Below are 24,350 nucleotides of genomic sequence, written 5' to 3' on the forward strand. Positions count from 1 at the left end.
CATCGTCTCCGTGGCGTCGCTGAGCACCACCTGCACGCCCAGCCGGTAGGCGTCCGCGACGGGGAACGGCCGGTCCTGGTGCAGCCGCGACCACGGTCGGAAGAGTTTTCGAGGGGAGCCCGGAGAGCACGGCCAGGCGCAGCACACCCGGCGTGCCGGAGCGCAGGTACACGCCGCACGCCAGACCGCCCACGGCACGCAGCACGTCCACCGCCGCGCGGGTCAGCGCCGTGGCCGGCGTCCCGAGTGCGCTGCCCGTGTCGTCGATGCTCCCTCGCATCGGTCTGCCCTCGTCCCCGGCCGTCGGGTCCGTACCACAGTCAGCCATGCGCCGCCCCGTCGTGCGCGCGCATCCCGGGGGACCGGTGGCCCGGGCAGCGGTCACGGAAGCGGTCACCGCACGCGCCGGAACACGTCGTCGGAGTCGTCCCACGTGGGCAGTTCCTCCGGCCGGCGCTCCCGTGGAACGCGTGACGCCGACTGGTACATGGCGTCGATCTCGACCGCGTACCGGCGGGCGATGGCGTCCCGGCGCAGCTTCATCGACGGCGTCAGCAGCCCGTTCGCGACGTCGAACGGCTCCGGCAGTACCCGGAAGACCCGGATCGACTCCGACCGCGACACCGTGCTGTTGGCCGCGGCCACGGCGCGCGCGATCTCCTGCCGCAGCGCGTTCTCCTCCCGGGCGTCCCGGCCCGACGTGTCCCCACGCGTGAACAGGGCGCCGCGCCAGTGCGCCACGAACTCCGGGTCCAGGGTGATCAGGGCGCCGACGCAGGGCCGGTTGTCGCCCACGACGACCGCCTGGTGAATGAGCGGATGCACCCGCAGGCGCTCCTCCAGCGCCACCGGGGCCACGCTCTTGCCGCCGCTCGTGACGATGATGTCCTTCTTGCGGCCGGTGATGGACAGATAGCCCTCGGGGTCCAGCCGCCCGATGTCGCCCGTGGCCAGCCAGCCGTCGCGCAGCGCCGTGCGGGTGCCGTGGTCGTCGCCCACATACCCCTGGAACACCGACGGGCCGCGCACCAGGATCTCCCCGTCCTCGGCCACCCGTACGTCGACACCCGGAAGCGGGCGCCCCACCGTGCCGGACTTCTCCCGCCCGACCGGCTGTGCGGTGATGCCTCCGCTTGTCTCGGTGAGCCCGTACCCGTCGTGTACGAGGATGCCGATGCCCGCGAAGAAGAGGGCGAGTTCACGGTTCAGCGGCGATCCCCCGCTCACCGCCCCGCACACCCGCCCGCCCAGCGCGGCGCGCAGCTTGCGGTACACGGCCTTGTCGTAGAGGGCGTGCTGCAGTCTCAGGTCGAAGCCGGGGCCGGGCCCCGTGCCCAGCCGCTGCCGCTCGGCCGCGAGCGCGTAGTCCTGCGCGGTGCGAACGGCCCGCTCGAACAGGGCGCCGCGGCCCGCCTGCTGGGCGGTTTGGAGGAACTTCTTGTACAGCTTCTCGAAGACGTACGGCACCGCGTACAGGTACGTGGGCCGGAACGTCAGCAACGACGAGGCCAGGGCCTCCGCGGCCAGCTCGGGTTCGTGGCCCATGAGGATGCCGCCGCGCAGACACAGCTCCTGGAGCATCAGCCCGTACACATGCGAGAAGGGCAGGAAGACGAGGATGGAGGGCTGCTCACCGGGCGGTGCCGCGGTGTGCCGCCAGCCGGCCAGCAGCGTGTCGCAGGGGCTCGCCAGGTTGCGGTGGCTGAGCGCGCACCCGCGGGGGTGGCCGCTGGTGCCGGAGGTGTAGGCGACGATCGCGGTCGAGTCCGGCAGCACGATGCGGCGCAGCGAGTCGACGGTCGTGGCCGGGACCGGGCGACCGCGCGCCACGAGATCGTCCAGCGCGCCCACGTCCAGTTGCCAGACGTGGCGCAGCCGGGGCAGTGAGCCGCACACCGACCCCACGGTCATCACGCCCTTCTCGTCCTCGACGAGCACGGCGACGCAGGCGGCGTCCCTCAGGATCCACTCGACCTGCTCGTGCGAGGAGGTCGGGTAGACCGGCACCACCTCCGCGCCGACCGCCCACAGCGCGCAGCTGAGCAGAGTCCACTCGTAGCGGGTGCGCGCCATGATGGCCACGCGGTTGCCGGGGCGGATGCCGGAGGCGACGAGCCCCCTCGCCAGATCGACCACTTCGTCCCGTAGCCCGGCCGCCGTCATGGGGATCCAGGATCCGTCGTCGCTGTGGCGTGCCACCAGGGGAAGCCCCGGGTTCCGGCTCGCCGTGTCGAAGACGCTGTCGGCGAGTCCGCCCGTCATCACGGGCCTTGAGACCGGGTCCGGGGCGGCCGGACGTGCGTTCCCACATTCGCGCATGCGCCGCCCCCCGAGGCTTTCCTGCTTGATCGCCGATGGTCGCGGCATCGGCGGTGCTCGAATGTAGCCCAGGTTTCCGCCGGACGTGCCGGAAACGGCGACGAACCCGCCTGTGCCGCTCTGGCGGTGCCGGGTGGACGGGCGGACGATGGAGTGGTAGGAGCCGTTCACTGCGGAGGGAGCGGTCATGCTCGAGGTGAAGGCAGCCGACAAGCCCGACGAGCGGCGTGATTTCCCCCGGGGCCACCTGGAGGCCGTCCATCTGACCGGACTCGACTTCGCGGTCGGGACCTTCGAGCCCGGCTGGCGCTGGTCGGAGTCCGTCGCCCCGATCGCCGGCACGCAGAGCTGCCAGTTCGACCACAACGGCTATGTCGTCCGGGGACGGATGCACATCCGCATGGACGACGGGGCCGAGGAGGAGCTCGGACCCGGCGACGTCTTCGTGTGCTCGGCCGGGCACGACGCGTGGGTCGAGGGCGACGAACCCGTCGTGGTCCTGGACTTCGCGGGTCCCATGGCACAGGACTACGCGAGGGCGGACCGCGGATAGCCGCGGAGGGAGAAGGTCTGCGGGGACCCGCCGAGCCGTAGGCGGGCGCGTCCCCGCTGGGTATCGCGGCGCCGTATACAGGGTGGGTCCTCGCCGAGTGTCGGCTTGCCGGGTGAGTGTCCGGGTGCCGTCCGTCACCAGCGGCCGGGTTCCGTACCGCTGATCGGGGACGAGGGTCGGCCGTCCGGGCCGACGGGGACGTCCCCGGCGAGCATCACCCGGTGCATGATCCGGGGATGCTCGGGGGTGACGAGGTCGCTCGGAGCCAGATGGACGGTGGCCCGGTTGTCCCAGAAGGCCACGCTGCCGGCCTCCCAGCGGAAACGGACCGTGTACTCCGGGCGCGTGGCCTGCTCCAGGAGCATCTGCAGGATGTGCGCGCTCTCCGCGCGTGACAGGCCGAGGATCTGCTCGACGTAGTAGCCGTTGACGAACAGGATCCGTTCGCCCGTCTCCGGGTGCACCCGCACCAGCGGATGCTCCGTGGCCATCTGGTGGTCCAGCAGATGACGCAGGTAGGCGTCTTCGCCGGGCCGAGGCTGGTATCCGACGCCGAGCCGGTGCTCGGCGCGCAGGCCGTCGACGAAACGCCGGACGGGCTCCGACAGACCCGCGTAGGCGGCGGCGAGGTTGGACCACTGGGTGTCCCCGCCGTACGGGGGCACGCTCTCGGCACGCAGGATGGTAGCGGCGGGCGGATCGACGCGGGCGCCGTGGTCGCAGTGCCAGCCCCGCAACAGCGAGTGGCGCCTGCGCCGCAGCCACTCGTCGTGGTCCATGCCGTAGCGCCCGCCCAGCTCCAGCCGGTCGGCCGTGGTCTCCACCTCCGGGACGTCCCGCGGTGAGGCGCTGCCGCGCCGGCCCAGGACGACGGGCTCGCCGAACCGGCGGGCGAGCGCGACGTGCGCCGTGTGGTCCAGTTTCTGGTCCCGGAAGAACACCACCTTCCAGCGCAGCACGGCCGACCTGATCGCGGACACCGCCGCGTCCGGCAGGTCGCCGGCCAGGTCGACCCCCGTGATCTCGGCGCCGATGCGGCCCGCGACGGGCCTCACCTCGACCTCGGTACCACTGTCCGTCGTCATACGGGCTCCGTCCGTGGTGGGTCAGGACCTCACGGAGCAAGCATCCCCCGCCCCCGGCTCGTGCGAAAGATCACACGAGCTGCGTACGAGTGACCCGTCAGCCCTCGGCACGTCGGCCCTTTTACCGTCCCATTGCCGTCCTATGGGTAATTGACGACACGGCTGTCGTCATGATGGTTCAGCACTGGTAAGGCATGCCTTCGCTAACCTGCACGACCGACGGCGGGGGGCATGCCGGGGAGGGCCGCATGTGGGATGACGCGTTTCCGAGCTTTCTCATCGGACTGAGGGAAGGGCTCGAAGGCGGACTCATCGTCTCCATCCTCGTCGCGACCCTCGTGAGAGCGGGTGCGAAGTCCCGGCTGCCCCAGGTGTGGACCGGCGTCCTCGCCGCGATCGCGCTCGCGATGAGCTTCGGCGCGGTGCTGACGTTCACCGCGGCGTCCCTGTCCGCGACCGCCCAGGAGGCGTTCGGCGGCGCCCTCAGCGTGATCGCCGTCGCGTTCGCCACCGCGATGGTCTTCTGGATGCGCCGCTCGGCCCGCAGTCTCTCCGGCGAGATCAAGGAGAAGGTCACCGGCGCGCTCGCGATGGGCGCCGGCATGCTGACCCTCACCTCGTTCCTCGCGGTGGGCCGCGAGGGCCTGGAGACGGCTCTGTTCCTGTGGACCACGGCGCGCGCGGCCGGGGAGTCGGCGGGTCCGATGGCGGGCGCCGGCATCGGCCTCGTCCTCGCGGCCGGCTTGTGTTGGGGTCTGTACCGCCGTGTCCTGAAGATCAACCTGACCAGGTTCTTCACCGCGACCGGCGCCGTCCTCATCGTGATAGCCGCCGGGGTGCTGGGCTACGGCCTGCGCGATCTGCAGGAGGGCGGGGTGCTGCCAGGCGGCACCGCCCATGCCGTGGACCTCGGCGGCAGCGTCGACGCCGGTTCCTGGTACAGCACGCTGATCCAGGGCGTGTTCAACCTGACGCCGACGATGACGTGGCTGCAGGTCGTCGCCTATGCCGGATACCTCGCCGTGGTGATGACGCTGTTCGTACGCGGCGTGCGCGGGGCCGGGGCCACGGCCACCCGGGCGAAGCCCGCGGCACCCGACCGGGCGAAGCCCGTGACGAAGGCCAAGGAGGACGTGAAGGCGCAGGAGGACCAGCCGAGGCCCGCCGTGAAGGCACCGCAAACCGCGTCCGTCACCCCGGTCCGCCGCCGCCCCGTCTGGGCCGTCCCCGTCGCCGTCGTCGCCGTCCCCTCCGTCGTGGCCGGGCTGGTCGTCGCCGTCAGCGGCTCCAAGCCCGCCGGCACCCAGACCGTCGCGGTCTCCGAGACCGAGTGCGGCAGGGGATTCACCGCGCCCCAGCCCGGCCGGCAGACCTTCCAGATGCACAACACCGGCGACCAGACCTCCGAGGTGTACCTGGTCGACCCGGCCACCAACGCGGTGTACGGCGAGATCGAGGGCCTCGCCCCCGGCACCACGCGCGACCTCGTCGCCACCGTCGCGGGCGGCAGCTACGCCTGGCGCTGCGTGCCCACCGGCGGCAAGGCCGTCACCTCCAAGGCGGTCCGCGTGAGCGGCGGCGCCGGCGCCAAGGCCGTCGTCCCCGTCTCCGAGAAGGACCTCGCCGCGCCCCTGGCCGCGTACAGGACGTACGTCGAACAGGGTCTGGCCACCCTCCTCACCCAGACCCGCAAGCTCAGCGACGACATCGCCGCGGGCCACCTCGACGCCGCCCGCGCCGACTGGCTGACCGCCCACCGCACCTACTCCTCGCTCGGCGCCGCCTACGGCACCTTCGAGGACTTCGACCAGAAGATCAACGGCCGCCCCGACGGCCTGCCCGGCGGGGTGAACGACAAGGACTTCACCGGCTTCCACCGCCTGGAGTACGGGCTGTGGCACGGGCAGTCCGCGGACCAGCTCAAGGCCCCCGCCCAGCAACTCGCCGACGATGCCGAGGGACTGCGAAAGGCGTTCCCCGCCCAGACCTTCGACCCGGGCGACCTGCCCCTGCGTGCCCACGAGATCCTGGAGAACACCCTCCAGTTCGAGCTCACCGGCCACACCGGCCAGGGCAGCGGCACCGAACTGGCCACGGCGGACGCCAACCTGGCCGGCACCCGCGAGCTCCTCACCGTCCTCAAGCCGCTGCTGACCACCCGCGCCCCGAAGCTGCTGCCCACCGTGGACACGGACATCGCCCGGGTGCAGAAGCTGCTCGACGCCGCTCACCACGGAGACTCCTGGACCCCCGTCGACCGGCTCGACGAGACCGCCCGTGACCGGCTGAACGGGGCCGCCGGACAGCTCCTCGAGGACCTCGCCCCCATTCCGGACCTGCTCGAGATCCGGAAGTCCGCCTGATGGGCCGAGAGCGCGCCGCGAACGCCCGCACCGAAGCCGAGAACGCACACGCCGAAGGGAACCGCTCCATGCCGTCCGCCGAAACGCCCGCCCCCCAGGGCGGCTGCCCCGCCGGTCACGGTCGCCGCACCTTCGTGAAGACGGCCCTGGGCGCCGGGGCCGCGGGCGCGGTCCTGGCCGGCGGCGGCCTCGCCCTCAGCCAGGCCGGCACCGGCGAGGCGCACGCGGCGGACGACGCGAACGCCACGAACGTCCCCTTCCACGGCGTCCACCAGGCGGGCATCATCACTCCCGCCCCGGCCGCCGCCACCTTCGTCTCCTTCAACGTCATAGCCGAGGACCGCAAGGGCCTCACCGACCTGCTGCGGACGATCACCGAGCGGGCCCGCTTCCTCACCTCCGGCGGCGCCCCGCAGGACCTCGGCGTGGGTGCGCCGCCCTCCGACAACGGCATCCTCGGCCCGGAGGTCCCCGCCGACGCGCTCACCGTCACCGTAGGGGTCGGCGCCTCCCTGTTCGACGACCGCTACGGCCTCGCCAAGGCCAAACCGCGCCGCCTCGCCCCCATGCGCACGTTCCCCAACGACAGCCTGCAGCCGGCCGAGTGCCACGGTGACCTGTCGCTGCAGATCTGCGCCAACCGGCAGGACACCGTGCTGCACGCGCTGCGCGACATCGCCCGCCACACCCGCGGCGCCATGCAGATCAAGTGGCGCATCGACGGCTTCCAGAACACGCCCCGCCCGAGCGGCGCCCAGCGCAACCTGCTCGGCTTCAAGGACGGCATAGCCAACCCCGACGTCACCTCCTCCCGGGAGATGAACCGTCTCGTCTGGGTCGACGAGGGACAGGGCGAGCCCGCCTGGGCGACCGGCGGCAGCTACCAGGTCATCCGGATCATCCGGATGCTCGTGGAGTTCTGGGACCGGGTCTCGCTGACCGAGCAGGAGAAGATGTTCGGCCGCCGCAAGGACACCGGTGCCCCGCTGGACGGCGCCCAGGAGACCGACGTCCCCAACTACGCCAAGGATGCGCAGGGCACGGCGATCCCGCTCGACGCCCACATACGGCTCGCCAACCCCCGCACCGCGAAGACAGACAACTCCCGCATCCTGCGCCGCGGTTACAACTACGACCGCGGTGTCGACAACGTCGGCAACCTCGACATGGGGCTCGTCTTCTGCTGCTACCAGCAGGACGTGCAGCGCCAGTTCGAGGCCACCCAGACCCGGCTGATCGACGAGCCCCTCGTGGACTACATCTCCCCGACCGGCGGCGGCTACTTCTTCGCCCTGCCCGGTGTGACGGACTCCTCGGACTGGCTCGGGCGGGGGCTCATGTCCGCCTGACGGCCCCCGCCGCCACCGGGTGGTCAGCCGGCCGGCCGCCAGCCCAGCGCGGGCCCCAGTCGCGTCGCCATGTCGGTGAGAATCTGCACGTAGTCCTCGTGCTCGAAGGTGAACGGCAGCGCGAACGCCACTTCGTCCACCTCACGGAACGCGGCGTGAGCGTACAGTTGTTCGACTATCCGGTCGGACGGTCCCACGAGGTCGGGCGCGAACATCATCCGCGCCGGGCCCTGCGGCGTCGCCGTGCGCGGCAGCCGCTTCGCCGCGTACGCCTCGTACTTGGCGCGCTGCTCGTACGTGGCGCTGTCGGTGGGTATGACCACCAGCCCCTGTGAGACGCGGGCACGCTCACCGTCCGGGTGGTGGGCGCGGAACGTACGGATGTGGGAGAGCTGGACCTCGGCGAAGTCCTCCGACTCCTCCGCCTTGACGACGCTGGAGGTGAGCAGGTTCATCCCGTGCTCGCCCGCCCACTGGGCCGAGCGCAGGCTCCCGCCGCCGTACCACAGGCGCCTGCCCAGGCCGGGGGAATACGGCTGCACGCGGTTCGAGCTGTATTCGATATGCGGCTGCCGCCGCGTGGCTTCGAAGCCCTCGGCACCGCCGAAGTCCGTGGCGGGCTTGCCGCGCACGAAGTCCAGCAGCCGCTGCACCCGTTCGTAGCCGAAGTCCTCGATGTCGGCGGTGTCCGGGTAGAGCGCCTGCTTCACCTGCTCGTAGTGCATCGGCGGGCCGACGCTGACACCGGGGTTCAGCCGGCCCCCGGAGAGGATGTCGACGGTCGCCAGGTCCTCGGCGAGGCGCAGCGGGTTCTCCCAGCCGAGCGGGATGACCGCGGTGCCCAGGTCGATCCGGCTCGTGCGCTGGGAGGCCGCCGCCAGCACGGCGACGGGCGAGGATATGCCGTACTGCAGATGCCGGTGCCGCACCCACGCGCTGTCGAACCCCAGCCGCTCACCCAGCTCGATGATCTCCAGCGTCGCCTCGTGCCCGCGGCCCGGATCCGCCTCGTCGAACAGGCCGATGGTCAGGAAGCCCAACTTCCGCAGCGGTTGCGAGGACGGCGGCACGGGGCTTCCTCCAGGGTCCGCGGCATGTCTGCCGTACGCCGGTGCTGTGTCCGATTCTCGCAGGTGATCGTTGCGCGCACGTGAACGAGCCGGTGAGGGCGACCCGGGTACCTCGCGTCAGGCGTCGCGGCGCCGGAGCGTCACCGCCGCCCCGGCCAGCGTCGCCAGCGCGTACAGGCAGAACACCGCGAACCCGGCCCACGGCGCCAGGGTGTGCGGCTGCTGCTGGACGTGGACGAGGCCCTGGCCCGCCGTGCTCGGCAGATACGGGTTGATCGCGTCGAGCCAGGACGACGGCAGCGCCTGGGCGAGCACGGGAAGCACCAGCAGGGCGGCGAAGAGGGTGGCGATCCCGCCCGCCGTGTTGCGGATCAGCGCGCCGAGCGCCACCCCGATCAGCCCCACGACCGTCAGATACAGACCCGCGCCGAGGACCGCGCGCAGCACTCCCGGAGCGCTCAGCGAAGTTCCCAGGTGACGTCCGGACAGCGCGGCCTGACCCAGCAGGAACGCGGCGAGCGCGGCGCCCGTCATCAGCACCCACGCCACCACCGCGTACACCAGGGACTTCGCCCACAGCACCGGAAGGCGGCGCGGCACCGCGGCCAGCGAGGCGCGGATCATGCCCGTCGCGTACTCGCCGCTCATCACCAGGACGCCCAGCACGCCGACGGCCAGCTGGGCCAGGAAGAAGCCGCGCAGGCTGACCAGCGTCGGATCGAAGGCGAGCCGCTCCTGGGGCGGCAGGTCGTCCCAGCGGTGGGCGGTGAAGTAGCTGAACACGCAGCCGAGTCCGACCATCGCGACGACGGCCGCGAGGAGTGTGAACAGGGTGGACCGCAGCGAGCGCAGCTTGATCCATTCCGAGTGGATCACCCGCAGCTGGGTGACCTCGCCCCGCTCCGCGGCGGGAATCACCGATGCCGTCGTCATGCCGCACGTCCTTCCGCGCCGACCAGGTGCGCCGCCGGTGTCTGGTACTCCACGGCGTCCCGGGTCAGTTGCATGAAGGCCTCCTCCAACGAGGCCTGCTGCGGCGTCAGTTCGGCCAGCGCGATACCGTGCTCGGCCGCGATCCGTCCGATCCGCTCACTGCCGAGCCCGGTCACCGTCAGCACGCCCGGTTCCTCGGCCGTGACGGACACGTCCGGGCCGGCCAGCAGACCGTGCAGCCGCTCCGCCTCCTCGGTGCGGACCTGCACCACCTCACCGGCGGCCCGCGCGACGAACTCCGCGACCGACGTGTCCGCGATCAGCCGTCCCCGCCCGATCACGATCAGATGCTCGGCCGTGAGCGCCATCTCCGACATCAGATGTGAGGAGACGAGGACCGTACGCCCCTCGGCGGCCAGCGCCTTGAGCAGATCTCGGATCCACCGGATCCCCTCCGGATCGAGACCGTTGACCGGCTCGTCGAGGATCACCGTCGCCGGGTCGCCGAGCAGCGCCCCGGCGATGCCAAGCCGCTGCCCCATGCCCAGGGAGAAGCTGCCGACCCGTTTCCGTGCCACCGCGCGCAGCCCCACCAGGTCGATCACCTCCTCGACCCGGCGCCGGGAGATCCCGTGGGTCGCGGCGAGCGCCAGCAAGTGGTGGTAGGCGCTGCGCCCGGTGTGCACCGAGCGGGCCTCCAGCATGGCCCCCACCTCGTGCAGGGGCGCCCGGTGATCGGCGTAGTTCCTGCCGTTGACCACGGCCCGGCCGGAGATGGGCGTGTCCAGCCCCAGCAGCATCCGCATGGTCGTGGACTTGCCGGCGCCGTTCGGCCCGAGGAACCCGGTCACGATGCCGGGCCGCACGGTGAAGCTCAGGTCGTCGACGGCGATGCGCTCGCCGAAGCGTTTGGTGAGGGAATGGGCCTCGATCATGCCCTCCACCCTCGTACGAGCGCGCCCGGCTGTCGCGCGGGACTGCTCCGGCCGGATGCCGGGCCGCTTCCGCCCTCGGTGCGCGCGTCTATGCGCCGCTTTCTCGGAGCATGTCCTCCCGCTCGACGATCTTCACGCGTTCCCGGCCCTGGGGTTCACCGAGCGCCTTCTCCGCGGCGTCCAGGCGGTACCAGCCCTCCCAGGTGGTGAAACGGACGTTCCGCTCGGCGAGGAAAGCGTCCACGGCCTCGGGTGCGGGTGAGGCCGGCGTGTGCAGGCGCCCGTTCGCGTGGTCGTCCAGCAGGTTGGCCACCGTCTCGTTGGCGTCGCCCTTGGTGTGGCCGATGAGGCCCACGGGGCCGCGGCGGATCCAGCCGGTGACGTACGTCGACTGCAGATGCGTGCCGCTGTCCTCGATGACCCGCCCGCCCTCGTCCGGGACCGTGCCCGACTCGACGTCCCACGGCAGCTTCGGCAGGGGGTCGGAGAGGTAGCCCACGGCACGGTAGACGGCGGTGACGTCCCAGTCCCGGAACGTGCCGGTCCCCTTGACGTTGCCGGTGCCGTCCAGGGCCGTGCGCTCGGTGCGCAGGCCGACCACCCGGCCGTCCTCGCCGAGGATCTCGGTCGGGGACTCGAAGAAGTGCAGGAACAGCTTGTGCGGCCGGTCGCCGACGTCGCGGATGGCCCAGTTCTCCAGCGTCTTGGCGACCATGTCGGCCTGCTTGTTGCCGCGCCGGGTCGCGATCGAGCCCTCGTCGTAGTCGATGTCCTCGGGGTCGACGACGACCTCGATGGAGGGGGAGTGGTCCAGCTCCCGCAGCTCCATCGGGCTGAACTTGGCCTGGGCCGGGCCACGGCGGCCGAAGACGTGGATCTCGCGGGCCGGGTTGGCCTTGAGCCCGTCGTACACGTTCGGCGGGATCTCGGTGGGCAGCAGCTCGTCCGCCGTCTTGGCCAGGACGCGGGCCACGTCCAGTGCGACGTTGCCGACGCCGAGCACTGCGACCTTCTCCGCCGTCAGCGGCCAGGTGCGCGGCACGTCCGGGTGCCCGTCGTACCAGGAGACGAAGTCCGCCGCTCCGTAGGAGCCGTCGAGGTCGATGCCCGGTATGTCGAGGGGCCGGTCGGCCATGGCGCCGGTGGAGAAGATCACGGCGTCGTACAAGGCGCGCAGGTCGTCCAGGCTGATGTCGGACGGGTACGAGACGTTGCCGAAGAGGCGGATCTGCGGCTTGTCGAGCACCTGGTGCAGGGCCGTGACGATGCCCTTGATGCGCGGGTGGTCGGGGGCGACGCCGTACCGGATGAGGCCGAACGGGGCGGGCATCCGCTCGAAGAGGTCGATGGACACACCGGGTTCGGCGGCCACCTCGGACTTCAGCAGGGCGTCGGCGGCGTAGATACCGGCGGGACCGGCTCCGACGATGGCTACCCGCAGGGGGCGGGGCATGATGAGGTTCCCTTCGAGCGGGGATGGACGGCTCGTGGGGAACCCTAAACTAAGGCAATCCTAACTTGGTACGCGGGTCTGCTCTATGACCTCATAAGGCGGACTTATGGCTTCGGCTCCGGGGTCAACAGGAGCATCGTCACATCGTCCCGGACGCTGCCGCAGTGTTCCACGAGATCGGTCCACACGCGCTCGGCCGTGACGACGGGGTCGTCGTCGGCGAGGCGGGGGAGCCGGTCGATCAGCGGATAGAACGCGCCGGTGGAATCCCTGGCCTCCCAGATGCCGTCGGAGGCCAGGAACAGCCGGTCCCCCCGCTGGAGCGGACAGACGGTCTCGTCGTAACCGCCCCCCTGGGGCAGGCCGAGCCCGAGCGGTGTTCCCGGCGTGACCTGAACCTCCGTGGCCTTGCCGTCCTGGAGCAGAACCGGCGCCGGACTGCCGCAGACGATGATCCGTACCGTACGGGCGTCGGGGGCGAACTCCAGCAGCACCACGGTCGCGAACAGCTCTCCGAGCCGGGCGTCCCCCGAGTCCACCAGGAGCCTGCGGTCGAGGCACGCGGCGACCGACGGCAGGTCCGGCTGGTCGAGGACGGCCTCCCGGAACGCGCCGAGGAGCGAGGCGACCGTCGCCACGGCCGACAGTCCGTGGCCCTGTACATCGCCCATCACCGCCCGTACCCCGGCGGGGCCCGAGCGCACGTCGTAGAAGTCGCCGCCGACGAGCGTCCCGCGCTGCGCGGTCCGGTACAGCCCGGTGCAGCGGACCGGTCCGACCCGCGGCGGCAGCGGGGGCGCGACGGCGCGCTGGGCGGCCTCGGCGACGGTGCGTTCGAGGTCGAGTTGGGCGTCACGGCGGCTGCGCACATACGACACGAACACGCTCAGGAGCGCCACGAAGCCGATGGTGAGCAGATCGGTGTTGCCGGGGTGGTCCAGATGGAAGACCCGGACGTGCTGCAGGGCGATGACCAGGACGCCGAGCACCGCGGTCGTCAACGGCCCGTAGGACAGCACGGCGAGCGGCGGAATGGCGCCCAGCAGGAAGCCGATGTCCAGGGGCTGGGGGGCGACGAGCGTGGCGACGCACACGAAGACCAGCAGCACCATCGGCAGCACGCGCACCGACCGCGGGGGCGGCGCCCCGCGCAGCCAGCTCCGGCCGTCCGCCTCCCGGCGCCCAGGCACGGCACGCACGCTTCGCACACCCTTAACGCTCCTACGCCGAGCGGCCCGCCGCACGTCGACGCAGGCTCTCGTGGATGCGCCGGGCTGCGCCTATCGTTCCGCCGTCCGATGCGTCAGGGCAGGTGTCGAGAGGTGACTCGCAATCCACACCGAACCGGAAGGCCCTCACCTGTTCAAGATCCCTCAGCCGAGACCTGGCTCACCCGTCCACAACCTCCCTGGACAGAACACCTAGATCGCATCATCACACTGACCCAGTCGCCCCCCGGGCGCTGCAAGCCCGAGAGCCGACCATCGCACGATCGAGTTAACGCGACCTTATGCACACTCCCCGGCGAACAGTTGCCTACCCCTACCACTACGCGAAGACGCTCGCCGAACGCGAGGCCTGGGCGGCGGAGGCGGCCCAGAGCCGTTGGCGCATGGTGTCCGTCAACCCCGGGCTGATCCTCGGCCCGTCACTGACCCCCGCCTCGGAATCCGGCAGCCTGTTCCTGCTCGACGAGCTGTTCAAGGGCTACTTCTTCTACGGCGCCCCCGACTTCAGTTTCACCACGGCCGACGTCCGCGAAGTGGCCGACGCGCACATCGCCGCCGCGGAGCACCCCGCGGCGAAGGGCCGGTACATCGTCGCCGCCGAGACGATGACGTCCTTCCACGAGATGTCCCGCATCATCCGCACCCGGTACCCCCGCGACCTGCGCCTGCCCCGATCCGCGCTGCCGCACTGGCCGGTACGCGTCCTGGGCCCGGCCTTCGGCCTGACCCAGGACTACATCCGCAAGCACCTCGGTATCCGCTTCCGCGTGGACAACTCCAGGAGCGTGCGCGAACTGGGCATCACCTACCGCCCGATCGAGGAGACGCTGCTGGACCACTACGAGACCTGGCGACGGCGACTCGGGCACGCTGAGGTCAGGGCGCCCCGGCCTCAGGCTGGCCGTACCGCACCGTGGATCGCCGACTGGCCGGCGTAGTGGAGGGACTCCTCGCGGATGTAGGCTCCCGGCCCCGGCGCGTGGATCATCATGCCGTTGCCGGTGCAGATGCCTACATGGCCGGCGCCCTCGTGGAAGAAGACCAGGTCCCCCGGCTGGAGAGCGGTGAGGGAGACCGGCGTGCCCATGGCCGCCTGATCGGGTGCGGAGCGGGGGAGCACGACCCCGGCGGCCTTCCAGGCGGCCTGGGTCAGGCCAGGGGCGTCGTAGGAGTCGGGCCCGGTGGCACCCCACACACACGGTTTGCCGATCTGCGCCCGGGCGAAGGCGAGCGCCTTCGCGGCCTTGGTGCCGTACCCCGTGCCGGGCACGCCGACGAAGGCGTCGGCGACGGGAAGAGCGGGGGCGCCGGGCGCCGAGACTGCGGCGGGCGCCGTGGCGGCGGGAGTGGCTGTGGCGGCGAAGGTGGCCGGACCGGTGAGCGGCATGGAGGCGGTCGCGTGGGGCGCGGTGACGGGGAGCAGTGACGTGGCGAAGGAGGCCGAGGAGCCAGGCGCGGGGGCGCCGGGCGCCGGGACTGCTCCGGGCGCCGGCGCGGGGAGAGGGGCCGTGGCGGCGAAGGTGTCCGGACCGGTGAGCGGCATCGAGGCGGTCGGCACGGGCGCGGTTGCCGGCGGTCCCGACATGGCGAAGGCGGTCGTGGCGGCTGGGCCGGGCGCGCTGGCCGGCGGTGCCGGCACGGCGAATGCCGTCGATGTGGCTGGGCCCGGCGTGGTGGCCGGGGGCGCCGGTACGGCGACGCCGGTCGACGTGTCCAGGGACGGCGCGATGGGCGACGGGCCCACGGCAGAAGGAACGGCGGTGAGGGCGAGGTCCGCGGCCGGGGACATACCCGGCAGGACCGCGGCGACACCGGCCGTCTGCACCTGCTGCCACGCCTGTCCGCTGTCACCGAGCGCTTCCGGCGTGCCCCAGGTGCCGCCCGCCGGGCCCTGCTGCGCCGCATGCCGGTCCAGCATCTCCCGGGCCGCGGCGAGCTTGCGCCGGCTCCGCTCCTTGGCGGTGGTCGGCGTGGACCGCCCCGGCTCGGCGGGAGCCCCCGGCAGGGCGCGCGGCGTCTCCTGCCGCGACGCCGGCGCGGCAGGCAACGTGGCCATGGGACCGGCCGTCAGCTCCGCCACCGGCCCGGCGGTCAACTCCCGGACCGGACGGTCCGACCCGGAAGCCGGCCCGGCCGTCAGTTCCCGGACCGGCCGGTCCGAGTTCGCCCGCTCGAGGGCGGGCAGTTCGTTCCCCGGCCGCCCAGCCGGGACCACGGGCCCGTCCCCGGCCGCCCCGGCCGGCATCCTGTCCGCCGGCAGCACCGCCGGGACGGTCGGACCCAGCTTCGCGCGCGCCGCGTCGAACCATTCCCGGGCGACGTCGTCGAGCGCGGGATCGCTGCGCCTGCGCTGCCTGCCCAGGACCGGGTCACTGCGCCTGCGGGTCCCCGTCGACATCGCGCGGGTCGCGTTGAAGTTCCCGGTGGCGGTCTCGGCCCGGTCGTAGAGGCTCTGGATCCGCCGCTGGACCTCGTCGCGGCTCGGCCCCTCGGAGTCGCGCTGCGCCATGGGGACGTACTCCTTCCGTGCTCCGCCTGCCGGGTCGGCCGTGCAGCGCCCCCAGGCCGTTCGGGGCGCTGGGGGAGGGTTCGGGCTGGAGGCTCCGGAAGGCGTGCCCTGTGGCCCGTGCCCTCGGCGGAGGCCGTGCGACCCGGCGAGGTTCGCCGGAGGGAGTCGTGCGGCCTGCCGGACAACCTAGCCAACTTGTGTGCCTCGCGTGAAGATTGAGCCGCGAAATGTCCGAGACGTCGGTGTGATTTTCATCTTGTCGTTCAAGAAAGAGTTTGACGTTCCGGAAGGTGTTCTCTCGGCTACCGTCTACGCCCCGGCGACGGCCGGCAGCGGCAGCGGAAGCAGGGTTCGGATCCGGCCGATCAGCGGCGGCAGGAACAGCGAACTCACCGTCGCCGCCGCCGCGGTGGACAGCGCGATGCCCCAGGCGAGCGGGCCGAGCGGCGTGCAGCCGAAGAACTGGCTGAGCACGGGCGTCTGCACCACGGCCGCCAGCGCCGCCAGCGAGCCGAGGGAGGAGCCGACGATCGCCCCGCTCCGTCCGCCGGCCAGCAGTGTCTGCCCGAGCTGTGTGCTCACCAGCGCGACGAGGGCGACCGTACGGGCGCGCACGGCGCGACCGGTGAACCGGGCGATGATCCAGGCGGCGGTGGCGCCGAGGGCGGTGGCGACGGCCCGGCACACGGTCTCCTCGGTCAGGGCCGTGCCCAGGGAGACCTCCGGTCCCTCGTGCAGCATCCGCTCGGCGGCCTCGGGGCGAGGCGGGCGCAGGGCGACCGCCATGGCCGGAGCCAGGTCCGTGAACAGGTTCACCAGCAGAAGTTGACGGGCTGTCAGCGGCGAGGTCCCGGTGGCGGCCGCGCCGAGGAGGGTGAAGGCGATCTCGCCCAGGTTGCCGCCGACCAGGATCGCCAGCGCCTGCCGCACGGACGCCCACATGGCGCGGCCCTCCACCAGCGCGGCGAGCACCGTCTCCAGCCGGTCGTCCGTGACCACGAGGTCGGCCGCCGCGCGCGCCGCCGGCGTGGCACGCGTCCCGAACGCGATGCCGACGTCCGCGAGCCGGATCGCGGGCGCGTCGTTGGCGCCGTCCCCGGTCATCGCGACGGTGCGTCCCAGTCGCTGGAACGCCTGCACCACACGCACCTTGTGCACGGGGGTACCGCGCGCGACGACCCCGACATCGGGCAGCAGGGCGTCGAGCGCCCGGTCGTCCAGGTCGTCGAGTTCGGTGCCGGTCACCACCCGCCTGCCGTCCAGCACGCCCAGTTCGGCGGCCATCGCACCGGCCGTGCCCGGGTGGTCCCCGGTGATCATCACGATGTGCACCCCGGCGTCCGCCAGGTGGCGCACCGCCTCGGCGGCGGTGCCGCGCACCCGGTCGGCGAAGGCGAGGAACCCGACGAAGTCCAGCCCCCGCACCGTCTCGTCCCTCAGCTCCTCGTCGGCCGCGTCCCGCAGCTCCGCGACCGCGAGGACGCGGTGGCCCTCGGCCGCCAGCTTCTCGCCGGCGGCGAGCACGTCCGCGCGCTCCCGCTGCTCCAGCGGCCGGCCGCCACGGGTGGCGCAGCGCTCGACGACCTCCTCCGGCGCGCCCTTCACCGACAGGATCCGGCGTTCCCCGAACCGGCCCATCGTGGCGTGGAAGCCGCGGCTCGGCTCGAACGGCAGGCCGGAGACACGCCGCCAGCCGGGCACGTCCGTCGTCCGTCGCACGCCCGCCTCCTCCGCGCCGGCGGTGACGGCCCCGTCGGTGGCGTGCTCGAACCCGGCGCCGCCGTGCGGGTGAGGGGTGGCCCGCAACGCGGCGGCGAGGACGGCGCGTTGCTCGTCGCCGAGCGATTCCAGGGGCCGGCTGTCGCCGTCCGACGAAACGGCGACGAGCGAGATCCGTCCGTAAGTGAGGGTTCCGGTCTTGTCGAAGCACAGGACGTCGGTACGGCCGGCCGCCTCGATCGTACGGGGATCCCTGACCAGGGCGCCCCGTGCGGAAAGCCTGCGGGCGGAGGCGAGTTGGGCCGCCGACACCAGGAACGGCAGTCCCTCCGGGACACTGGCCACGGCCAGCCCCACACCCGCGCCCACCGTCTCCCGCGTCGAGCGCCCGCGCAGCGTTCCGGCCACCATCACCGCGGCGGCCGAGCCGAGGGCCACGGGCAGTGTGCTGCGGGTGATCCGTGCCAGCCTGCGCTCCACCCCGACGGCGGGCGCGGCCGCACCCCGGCCCATCACCGCGGCCCGGCTCGCCTCCGTCGCCGTGCCGGTCGCGACGACGACCGCGCGGCAGCGGCCGGCCGCGACGGTGGTGCCCTCGTACACCATGGACGTGCGCTCCGCGACGTCCGAGGCCAGCACGGGCGCGACGGCCTTGGCCACCGGCAGCGACTCGCCGGTGAGCGCCGACTCGTCGGTCTCCAGGTGGTGCGCCTCCAGCAGGCGCGCGTCCGCGGGTACGACGTCGCCGGCGCTCAGGACGACGACATCGCCCACGACCAGCTGCTGGGCGGGCACGGTGGTCTCCCGCTCGTCCCGCAGCACCCGGGCCATCACGCCCGACTCGCGGCGCAGCCGGGCCACCGCCCGGTCGGTCCGGTAGCGCTGGAACCCGCCGACGAGGCCGGAAACGGCGGTGACCGCCACGATGACGACGGCGTCGAGTACGGCGCCCACCGACGCCGACATGGCCGCCCCGGCACCGAGGACGGGCGTGAGCGGGTTGGCCATCTCGGTGAGGTACGCCCGCACGGGCGACGACGTGGGGGCTCGCTCGCCGGGTGCGGTGCCCCGCGCCTGCGCCTCGTCGTCCGTCAGCCCGGCCTCGGCGCTCCCGGTCCGCTCGAGCACGGTGCCCGGGTCCATCGCGTGCCAGGGGCCACGGGACGCGGCGGTCACCGGGGAAGGACGCCGCAGCAGTCGTACGGCCGACCAGACTCCGGTGCAGGTGGCGAGGGCGCCCCCCACGTTGAACGCCGTCACGCCGCGCGTCGCGGTCCGCCCCGACCGCCCGGCCAGCGCCGCCGTCGCGCCGACGGCGGCGGCCGCCTCAGCGATCCGGACCCCGCGCCGCGCACTGTCGCGGGCACCGCGGCAGGCCCGCACGATGACGACGGCCGCCGCCGGATCGGCGTCCACGTAAAGATGCGCGCCCCAGGGCGGCGTCCCGTCCGGCCCGGCGACACCGACCCCGACATCGGCCGCGCTCAGGGCCGCCCGGTCCCGGGAGATCAGCAGCACCCCTTCTCCGTCACGCTGGAGGTCCCGTACGCAGTCCACCAGTCGTTCGTCCGCCGCGCGCACCGCGTCGGCCTCGCGTACGGCCGGGTCGGCGGTGTGCGCCCCGGCGGCCACGACGCGCAGCCTGGCGGCATGCGCCGCGGGGACGAAGGCGCCGGCGGCGTCGTGCATCTGCGGCACCGCACTGATCACGGCGAGCAGCCGCCGCTCGTGTGTCAGCCCCAGCACGAGCCGTGCCCCGCCGCGGTGCAGCCGATCCCGCTCGCGCGCTCCGGTGCGCCCCTGCAGGGACAGCTGCTCGACCGGGCCCAGGGCCCATTCGCCGTCACGGGCCGGCTTCTCGGGCGCGGAGCCGTCGAAGAGCCGGTGGGCCCGCGCGGCGAGGTCGCCCACGGGCGCGTCGTCGTCGAGGGGCACCAGATCGGCCAGCACATGGGACCCGGTGGCCAGAACGCCGGTGTCGAGGAGCACGGTGCCGATACGGTCCAGCCGACGCAGCGCGCCGGAGTCCGCCACGAGAACGCCCCTGCGGGCCAGGCCCCGGCCGAGGGCGCAGGCGAAGCCTTCGCGGGCCAGCAGCGGTGCCTTGGGGATCGCGGCGAGCGCACCGCCGGCGGCTCTGGCCGGGCGCCGGGTGACCAGCAGCGATCCGGTGAACGACGCCGCCGCCACCAGGACGGCCTGGTCGGCGTAGCGCTCGACCGGCCCCGGCCGCAGCGGTGTCTCGCGTGGCGGTGGGTCGTGCATCGGGCCATGGGATCCGGCGGCGGGACTGCCGGCCAGGCGCGGCTCGGCCGCGGTCCAGGCGGCGGCTTCCGCGTTCGCCTCCAGCACTCGCAGGGTGTGCCGGACGGTGTCCACGACGACCCCGACCATACCTCCGGAGCCCGCATGACCCACCGCCGCCAGCAGGGGCAGCAGCAGATTGGCGTTGTCGGTGCCGATCGCCCGGTCCACCACCGCCCGAAGCCTCGGGTGGACGTCGATGAGCGGGATGAGAACCGTGACCGACGACGGGAGCGGCGCCCGGCGGCCCAGGCCCGTCACGGCGGCCAGGGGGGCGGCCGCCACCTGCACGGCCACGGCCAGGGCCGCTCGCCGGGTCGTCCGGCCGGAGGCCGGATGGTCGGGCAGCGGGTGCTCGAGTCCGTGCGCCTCCTCCACCTCCTCGACCGCGTCGATCAGGACCGGCACCAGTTCCTCGGGGTCGAAGGAGTCGTCCGTGCCGACGACGGCATGCCCCAGCACGGTGTTCACCACGGCCCAGGTCACGCCCGGCAGCCCGGTGAGCCGCCGCTCCACCTCCTCGGCCAGCTTCGCCGCCGAGGCGCGGGGCAGCTCACCGTGGGTCAGGCCGCGTACGGCGATGTGGAAACGCCCTTCGAACCGGCGTACCCGTTTGTGTGTGCCGTCCCACAGCGAGGCGGTGGCGGAGGACACGACGGACCGCAGCAGTCGCCGTCCCGGCAGTGCCACAGCGCATCACCCGCTCCCTGCGGCCTGACACCCGCTCCGAACAACGCGAGTAGCCATAAATCGCCAGCTTCAATCGGAATGCTGACAAACCTCCTATTTCTACCGGATCGCAGAGGCGCACGTCGGGCGGAGCGCGCGAGAATTGAAGTGGCACACCACACCGACTCCGTGAGAGGAGGACAGGGGATGGCCAGAACAGCGGCAACGACACCGCGTGAAGAGACCCGGCAGCAGCCGGCGGAAACCCATGCGCACGAGGGCGGTGGCCTGCACCTTCACACGCGTACGGTGCACCCCTCACTGAGGATTCCGTACATCACGAGGGACGACCTGACCAGCACCGCCAGGGAGGCGACGTCGCGCATGCCCGGCGTACCGGGCAAGGACCTCGTGTTCTACGGGGGGCTGACCGCGATGGCGATCGCGGAGGTTCTGGACTGGCCGGTGGCGCTGGCCGTCGGCGGAGCCACCTGGCTGCTGCGCGGCGGCAGGACGCGCGAACGGGGCGCCGAAACGACGGCCGGGCACAACGGTGGGAGTCGTGCCTCGGGGAGGAGGGCGGCCTGAGACGACCCGGCCCACGGTGCCCGGCGGCGACACCGCCGCCGGGCACCGGCGTGTGTCGGCGGCGGGCCGTGGCGGTCGTCGTGTGTCAGACGGCGGCCGGTGCGGTGGCCGTGCGCTGGTGCCGTGCGTACGCGGCCCACAGCTGCAACACAAGGCGAGCGCCTCGGCCAGCGCGGCGCCGATCTTCGTTGCCACGGCTACAAGAATCTGACCCATGTCGGTCGACTTTCTGTGCTCGGATGCGGGTGTCCGATATCCGACAATGCAGGCCTTTCCATGGGAACGGGTGCCATGGGGGCGCACTTCTGATGTCGCTTGGGTGAACAAACGGCAAACGCCCCCGGGTGGGGCCGCGGAAGCCGCGACCCCATCCGGTAGCGGTCAGCGCGTCGGCAGCACGCGGGTGTGTTCGACCCGTACCGCGTCCAGGGCCTCGGGGTTCAGTCCGAGCAGCCGCAGGATCGTCGGCGCGATCTGCGTCGTCTCCACCGAGCCGCCGACCCGCGCGGTGCGCCGGCGCCGGAGACGACGAGCGGAACGTCCAGGTCGTCGGCGTGGGCGCCCCCGTGCTCGGCGATCTTGCCCTTGCCGCCGGTGTGCACGACGCCGTACTGCGTGATGCCGAACAGGTCCGGCACCCGCGCGTCGCCCGGCCGGACGTGGAAGTAGCGGGCGGCCGCCGCACCGGCGTACAGCGTCTTCAGCCCGCTCGCGGTGAAGGGTTTGGCCGTGCCGTCGATCCCGTTGCCGGTGCCGGACTGGGCGAGCAGGTCTCGAGGTCCTCGGTGAGGTCCACCTCGGCGCCGGGCTTGGCCCCGGCGCAGCTGGTGGTCCCGGCCGGGAGCAGGGCATTGCTGTAGGTGTCGTCGTAGTAGACGCCCGTGGTGCCCGGATTCCCGCCCGTGAGCTGGCTGATCATGCCGGGGAACGAGTCGGAGGGGACGGTGGTCCTCGCGTGGGTGTACTCCACACCGCCCGTGGCGAGCCGTGGGAGCGCCGAGTCGAGGTGGTGGGCGACGTACCAGACCAGGTCGGACTGGTGCAGGCCGTCGACCGACAGCAGCAGGACATGCCGGGCCGCGGCGCCCGCGCGGGTGACGGGGGCGTGCGCCGAGGGGGGCGCGGCGGCCGTGGCGGTGAGCGCGCCGACGGCGGCGAGTGCGGCGACGACCGCCGTGACGGGACGGGCAGGACGTCTGGACAAGGGTTCTGCTCGAGCTGTACGGAGCACGGGGAAGTCTGCGGACCGTGCACCGATATCGGAGGGGGAGAACGTGTACAGGGAGAACGTGTACAGGAGGGGACTTCCGCACCGTGCCCAGCCCAAGAAACGCATCGGTGCGCGCAAAGTGGCGAAGGGGAACTTTCCAGCGGGCCCTGCGACGCGCGGCCCGTTCACCCGTCCGTCCGCGCTCCCGGGCGGTGACGGAAGCCGTCGGCATGGACGATCCGCCCCTGCCGGTTGCCCCGGTGGGGGACCGGGGCGCGCTGCAGAGCGATGAGAGCGGCGTCGTCGTCGAGGCGTCCGCCGGCGTGGGCGAGGAGGTCGCGCCGGACGTGGTGCAGCAGCGTCTCGGGGCTGGTCTGCGGCCATTGGGCGACGCGTTCCGCCAGCGGATAGAAGCGGTTGTGGGCATCCCGCGCCTCTATCACGCCGTCGGTGTACAGCAGGAGGGTGTCACCGGGCTCGAAGGAGAACACGTCCAGCGTGTAGTCCGCCGGCCGGCCGCCGATGCCCATCGGGGGAGCGGGGTGCACGCTAGGCACGGTGACGACGTGCCCGGGACTGAGCAGCAGCGGCGGGGGGTGCCCGCAGCTGGTCATCCGCGTCATCGGGTGCGTGTCGGAGATCTCCACCAGCAGGGCGGTGGCGAACCGTTCCCCGACCTCCTCGGAGGGTTCGAAGTCGGCGAGGTACCGGGTGACGCTCTGTTCCAGGGTGGCGGCCAGCTCCAGCAGGGAGGCCTGCCGGTGGGCGGCCTCCCGGAACGCGCCGAGCAAGAGGGCGGCCTCGCCGATCGCGGACAGGCCCTTGCCGCGCACATCGCCGATCAGGAGGCGTACCGCGGCGTCGGTGCGCGTCGCCGCGTACAGGTCGCCGCCGATCTGTGCCTCGTCCTCGGCGGCCAGGTACAGGCAGGCGACCCTCAGGGGGCCGATCTGCTGCGGCAGCGGCCACAGCAGGACGTGCTGCGCCGCCTCGGCCACGGATCTGACCTGGGCCAGCTGGGCGCGGCGCCCCTCGCGGATCGCGCCGTACATCACGGTCAGCGTGGACAGCACGGCCAGGGTGATCAGCTGCACGATGTGGTTGGTGGTGGTCAGCCCGCCGTGCAGAACGGCGATGAGGAACTGCGCCGCCACCGCCAGCGCCCCGACGAGGCCGGTCAGCCGGGGGCCGGCGAACGACAGGGTGAGCGCGGGGGCGATCACCAGTGTGGGGCCCAGGTGGATGTCCGTGGGGGCGTGGATGTCCACCATCGTGATCACGACGATGAGCGCGATCGGGAGCAACAGCAGCGCATGGCTCGACTGCCACTGCTGCCGCAGGCCGGCCAGGCCCAGATGGGGACCCATGCCTTCCACCCTGCCTCGCCGCCGGTGGGACGGCCACCGTGTGCCGCTCACCTCGCTCCGCGTACCTATGTCATCCCGCAGCTGTAAACGGACGGACCTTGGGTACCCGCCGCAATGTGCCGAGATCCATGCGGCGGGCCGACACCCCGCTGCGGTCGATCAGTGAGAAGGAGGCGCAGATGAGCACGGTCAAGGAAACCGTGGAAGTCGACGTTCCGGTTCGCACCGCCTACAACCAGTGGACGCAGTTCGAGGAGTTCCCGAACTTCATGGAGGGCGTCGAGGAGGTCACGCAGCTCGACGACCGCCACAACCACTGGACCACCAAGATCGGCGGAGTAAGGCGGGAGTTCGACACCGAGATCGTCGACCAGCTCCCCGACGAGCGGATCACCTGGCGTACCACCAGCGGCGACACCCGACAGAAGGGTTCGGTCCGCTTCCAGCGCCTGGACGACACCCACACCCGGGTCGAGCTCGTGATGGACGTCGAATCCGGCGGAGCCGCGGAGAAGGCCGCGGACATGCTGGGAGTGATCGACCGGCGCGTCAAGGGAGACATGCGCCGCTTCAAGGAGTTCATCGAGCAGCGTGGCGGTGAGTCCGGCGCCTGGCGCGGCCGCATCCAGCCCGGTGACGTCGGTGGCCCGTCCGCCTGACACCGGCGCGCGAAGCGCCTCGGCCGCCTCCCGGGC

16 protein-coding genes and 1 pseudogene are annotated in these 24,350 nt (G+C 72.5%); 6 read left to right on the forward strand and 11 right to left on the reverse strand.

The annotated features are described in order from the left end of the window. Window positions 1-393: 393 nt before the first annotated feature. On the reverse strand, window positions 394-2,262 hold the full coding sequence (locus tag AB0N14_RS19685; RefSeq protein ID WP_366026977.1) for an AMP-dependent synthetase/ligase: 1,869 nt from the start codon (window positions 2,260-2,262) through the stop codon (window positions 394-396). Between the two features lie 244 nt (window positions 2,263-2,506). Between AB0N14_RS19685 and AB0N14_RS19690 the strand changes: the two genes are divergently transcribed. Next, window positions 2,507-2,872: a cupin domain-containing protein gene (locus tag AB0N14_RS19690; RefSeq protein ID WP_366026955.1), complete on the forward strand. Its 366-nt coding sequence runs from the start codon at window positions 2,507-2,509 to the stop codon at window positions 2,870-2,872. A gap of 134 nt (window positions 2,873-3,006) precedes the next feature. Here the strand turns inward: AB0N14_RS19690 and AB0N14_RS19695 are convergent, their stop codons facing one another. Further along, entirely contained in the window at window positions 3,007-3,957 is a 951-nt protein-coding gene (locus AB0N14_RS19695; RefSeq protein WP_366026956.1) for a TauD/TfdA family dioxygenase, read from the reverse strand. Window positions 3,958-4,205: 248 nt separating this feature from the next. Here AB0N14_RS19695 and efeU point away from each other — a divergent pair, with 248 nt between their 5' ends. Further along, window positions 4,206-6,320: an iron uptake transporter permease EfeU gene (gene efeU, locus AB0N14_RS19700; RefSeq protein ID WP_366026957.1), complete on the forward strand. Its 2,115-nt coding sequence runs from the start codon at window positions 4,206-4,208 to the stop codon at window positions 6,318-6,320. A 68-nt stretch (window positions 6,321-6,388) separates the two neighbouring features. Continuing rightward, window positions 6,389-7,669, forward strand: a complete 1,281-nt coding sequence (gene efeB / locus AB0N14_RS19705; RefSeq protein ID WP_366026958.1) for an iron uptake transporter deferrochelatase/peroxidase subunit — start codon at window positions 6,389-6,391, stop codon at window positions 7,667-7,669. 23 nt (window positions 7,670-7,692) lie between these two features. Here efeB and AB0N14_RS19710 read toward each other — a convergent pair whose 3' ends face one another. The 5 genes from AB0N14_RS19710 to AB0N14_RS19730 all read right to left on the reverse strand — a co-directional run bounded on the left by AB0N14_RS19710 (window position 7,693) and on the right by AB0N14_RS19730 (window position 13,268). Then, entirely contained in the window at window positions 7,693-8,739 is a 1,047-nt protein-coding gene (locus AB0N14_RS19710; RefSeq protein ID WP_366026959.1) for an LLM class flavin-dependent oxidoreductase, read from the reverse strand. A 117-nt stretch (window positions 8,740-8,856) separates the two neighbouring features. Next, complete coding sequence (locus tag AB0N14_RS19715; protein WP_366026960.1) at window positions 8,857-9,672, reverse strand: ABC transporter permease; 816 nt, start codon at window positions 9,670-9,672, stop codon at window positions 8,857-8,859. Then, window positions 9,669-10,607 carry an ATP-binding cassette domain-containing protein gene (locus AB0N14_RS19720; protein WP_366026961.1) on the reverse strand — a complete coding sequence of 313 codons (939 nt, stop codon included), beginning with the start codon at window positions 10,605-10,607 and terminating at the stop codon, window positions 9,669-9,671. Before AB0N14_RS19720 ends, AB0N14_RS19715 begins: the two co-directional genes overlap by 4 nt. Before the next feature lie 88 nt (window positions 10,608-10,695). Beyond that, window positions 10,696-12,060 (reverse strand): FAD-dependent oxidoreductase, encoded by a 1,365-nt coding sequence (locus AB0N14_RS19725; protein WP_366026962.1) that lies wholly within the window; start codon window positions 12,058-12,060, stop codon window positions 10,696-10,698. A gap of 104 nt (window positions 12,061-12,164) precedes the next feature. After that, a complete protein-coding gene (locus AB0N14_RS19730) occupies window positions 12,165-13,268 on the reverse strand; it encodes a PP2C family protein-serine/threonine phosphatase (RefSeq protein ID WP_366026963.1) in 1,104 nt (367 codons plus the stop codon). A gap of 332 nt (window positions 13,269-13,600) precedes the next feature. Between AB0N14_RS19730 and AB0N14_RS19735 the strand changes: the two are divergent. Beyond that, window positions 13,601-14,143, forward strand: a pseudogene (locus tag AB0N14_RS19735) (cinnamyl alcohol dehydrogenase); the annotation flags it as partial. Window positions 14,144-14,181: 38 nt separating this feature from the next. Here the strand turns inward: AB0N14_RS19735 and AB0N14_RS19740 are convergent. Then, window positions 14,182-15,798, reverse strand: coding sequence for a C40 family peptidase (locus AB0N14_RS19740; protein WP_366026965.1), 1,617 nt, complete (start codon window positions 15,796-15,798; stop codon window positions 14,182-14,184). Window positions 15,799-16,107: 309 nt separating this feature from the next. Beyond that, window positions 16,108-20,511 (reverse strand): HAD-IC family P-type ATPase, encoded by a 4,404-nt coding sequence (locus tag AB0N14_RS19745; protein WP_366026966.1) that lies wholly within the window; start codon window positions 20,509-20,511, stop codon window positions 16,108-16,110. Window positions 20,512-20,697: 186 nt separating this feature from the next. Between AB0N14_RS19745 and AB0N14_RS19750 the strand changes: the two genes are divergently transcribed. Further along, on the forward strand, window positions 20,698-21,078 hold the full coding sequence (locus AB0N14_RS19750) for a hypothetical protein (protein ID WP_366026968.1): 381 nt from the start codon (window positions 20,698-20,700) through the stop codon (window positions 21,076-21,078). A gap of 700 nt (window positions 21,079-21,778) precedes the next feature. Here AB0N14_RS19750 and AB0N14_RS19755 read toward each other — a convergent pair. Then, a complete protein-coding gene (locus AB0N14_RS19755; RefSeq protein WP_366026969.1) occupies window positions 21,779-22,282 on the reverse strand; it encodes an alkaline phosphatase family protein in 504 nt (167 codons plus the stop codon). A gap of 191 nt (window positions 22,283-22,473) precedes the next feature. Beyond that, complete coding sequence (locus AB0N14_RS19760; protein ID WP_366026970.1) at window positions 22,474-23,655, reverse strand: PP2C family protein-serine/threonine phosphatase; 1,182 nt, start codon at window positions 23,653-23,655, stop codon at window positions 22,474-22,476. A 179-nt stretch (window positions 23,656-23,834) separates the two neighbouring features. Here AB0N14_RS19760 and AB0N14_RS19765 point away from each other — a divergent pair, with 179 nt between their 5' ends. Next, a complete protein-coding gene (locus AB0N14_RS19765; RefSeq protein WP_366026971.1) occupies window positions 23,835-24,314 on the forward strand; it encodes an SRPBCC family protein in 480 nt (159 codons plus the stop codon). The last annotated feature ends 36 nt before the right edge of the window (window positions 24,315-24,350 follow it).

The sequence above is a fragment of the Streptomyces sp. NPDC051104 genome (assembly GCF_040682835.1).
Taxonomy (GTDB): Bacteria; Actinomycetota; Actinomycetes; order Streptomycetales; family Streptomycetaceae; genus Streptomyces; species Streptomyces cynarae.

Coding starts and splice junctions, on each gene's coding strand:
- AB0N14_RS19685 (WP_366026977.1), bottom strand. CDS start 2,262: ATGACGGGCGGACTCGCCGACAGCGTCTTCGACACGGCGAGCCGGAAC.
- AB0N14_RS19690 (WP_366026955.1), top strand. CDS start 2,507: ATGCTCGAGGTGAAGGCAGCCGACAAGCCCGACGAGCGGCGTGATTTC.
- AB0N14_RS19695 (WP_366026956.1), bottom strand. CDS start 3,957: ATGACGACGGACAGTGGTACCGAGGTCGAGGTGAGGCCCGTCGCGGGC.
- efeU (WP_366026957.1), top strand. CDS start 4,206: ATGTGGGATGACGCGTTTCCGAGCTTTCTCATCGGACTGAGGGAAGGG.
- efeB (WP_366026958.1), top strand. CDS start 6,389: ATGCCGTCCGCCGAAACGCCCGCCCCCCAGGGCGGCTGCCCCGCCGGT.
- AB0N14_RS19715 (WP_366026960.1), bottom strand. CDS start 9,672: ATGACGACGGCATCGGTGATTCCCGCCGCGGAGCGGGGCGAGGTCACC.
- AB0N14_RS19720 (WP_366026961.1), bottom strand. CDS start 10,607: ATGATCGAGGCCCATTCCCTCACCAAACGCTTCGGCGAGCGCATCGCC.
- AB0N14_RS19725 (WP_366026962.1), bottom strand. CDS start 12,060: ATGCCCCGCCCCCTGCGGGTAGCCATCGTCGGAGCCGGTCCCGCCGGT.
- AB0N14_RS19740 (WP_366026965.1), bottom strand. CDS start 15,798: ATGGCGCAGCGCGACTCCGAGGGGCCGAGCCGCGACGAGGTCCAGCGG.
- AB0N14_RS19750 (WP_366026968.1), top strand. CDS start 20,698: ATGGCCAGAACAGCGGCAACGACACCGCGTGAAGAGACCCGGCAGCAG.
- AB0N14_RS19760 (WP_366026970.1), bottom strand. CDS start 23,655: ATGGGTCCCCATCTGGGCCTGGCCGGCCTGCGGCAGCAGTGGCAGTCG.
- AB0N14_RS19765 (WP_366026971.1), top strand. CDS start 23,835: ATGAGCACGGTCAAGGAAACCGTGGAAGTCGACGTTCCGGTTCGCACC.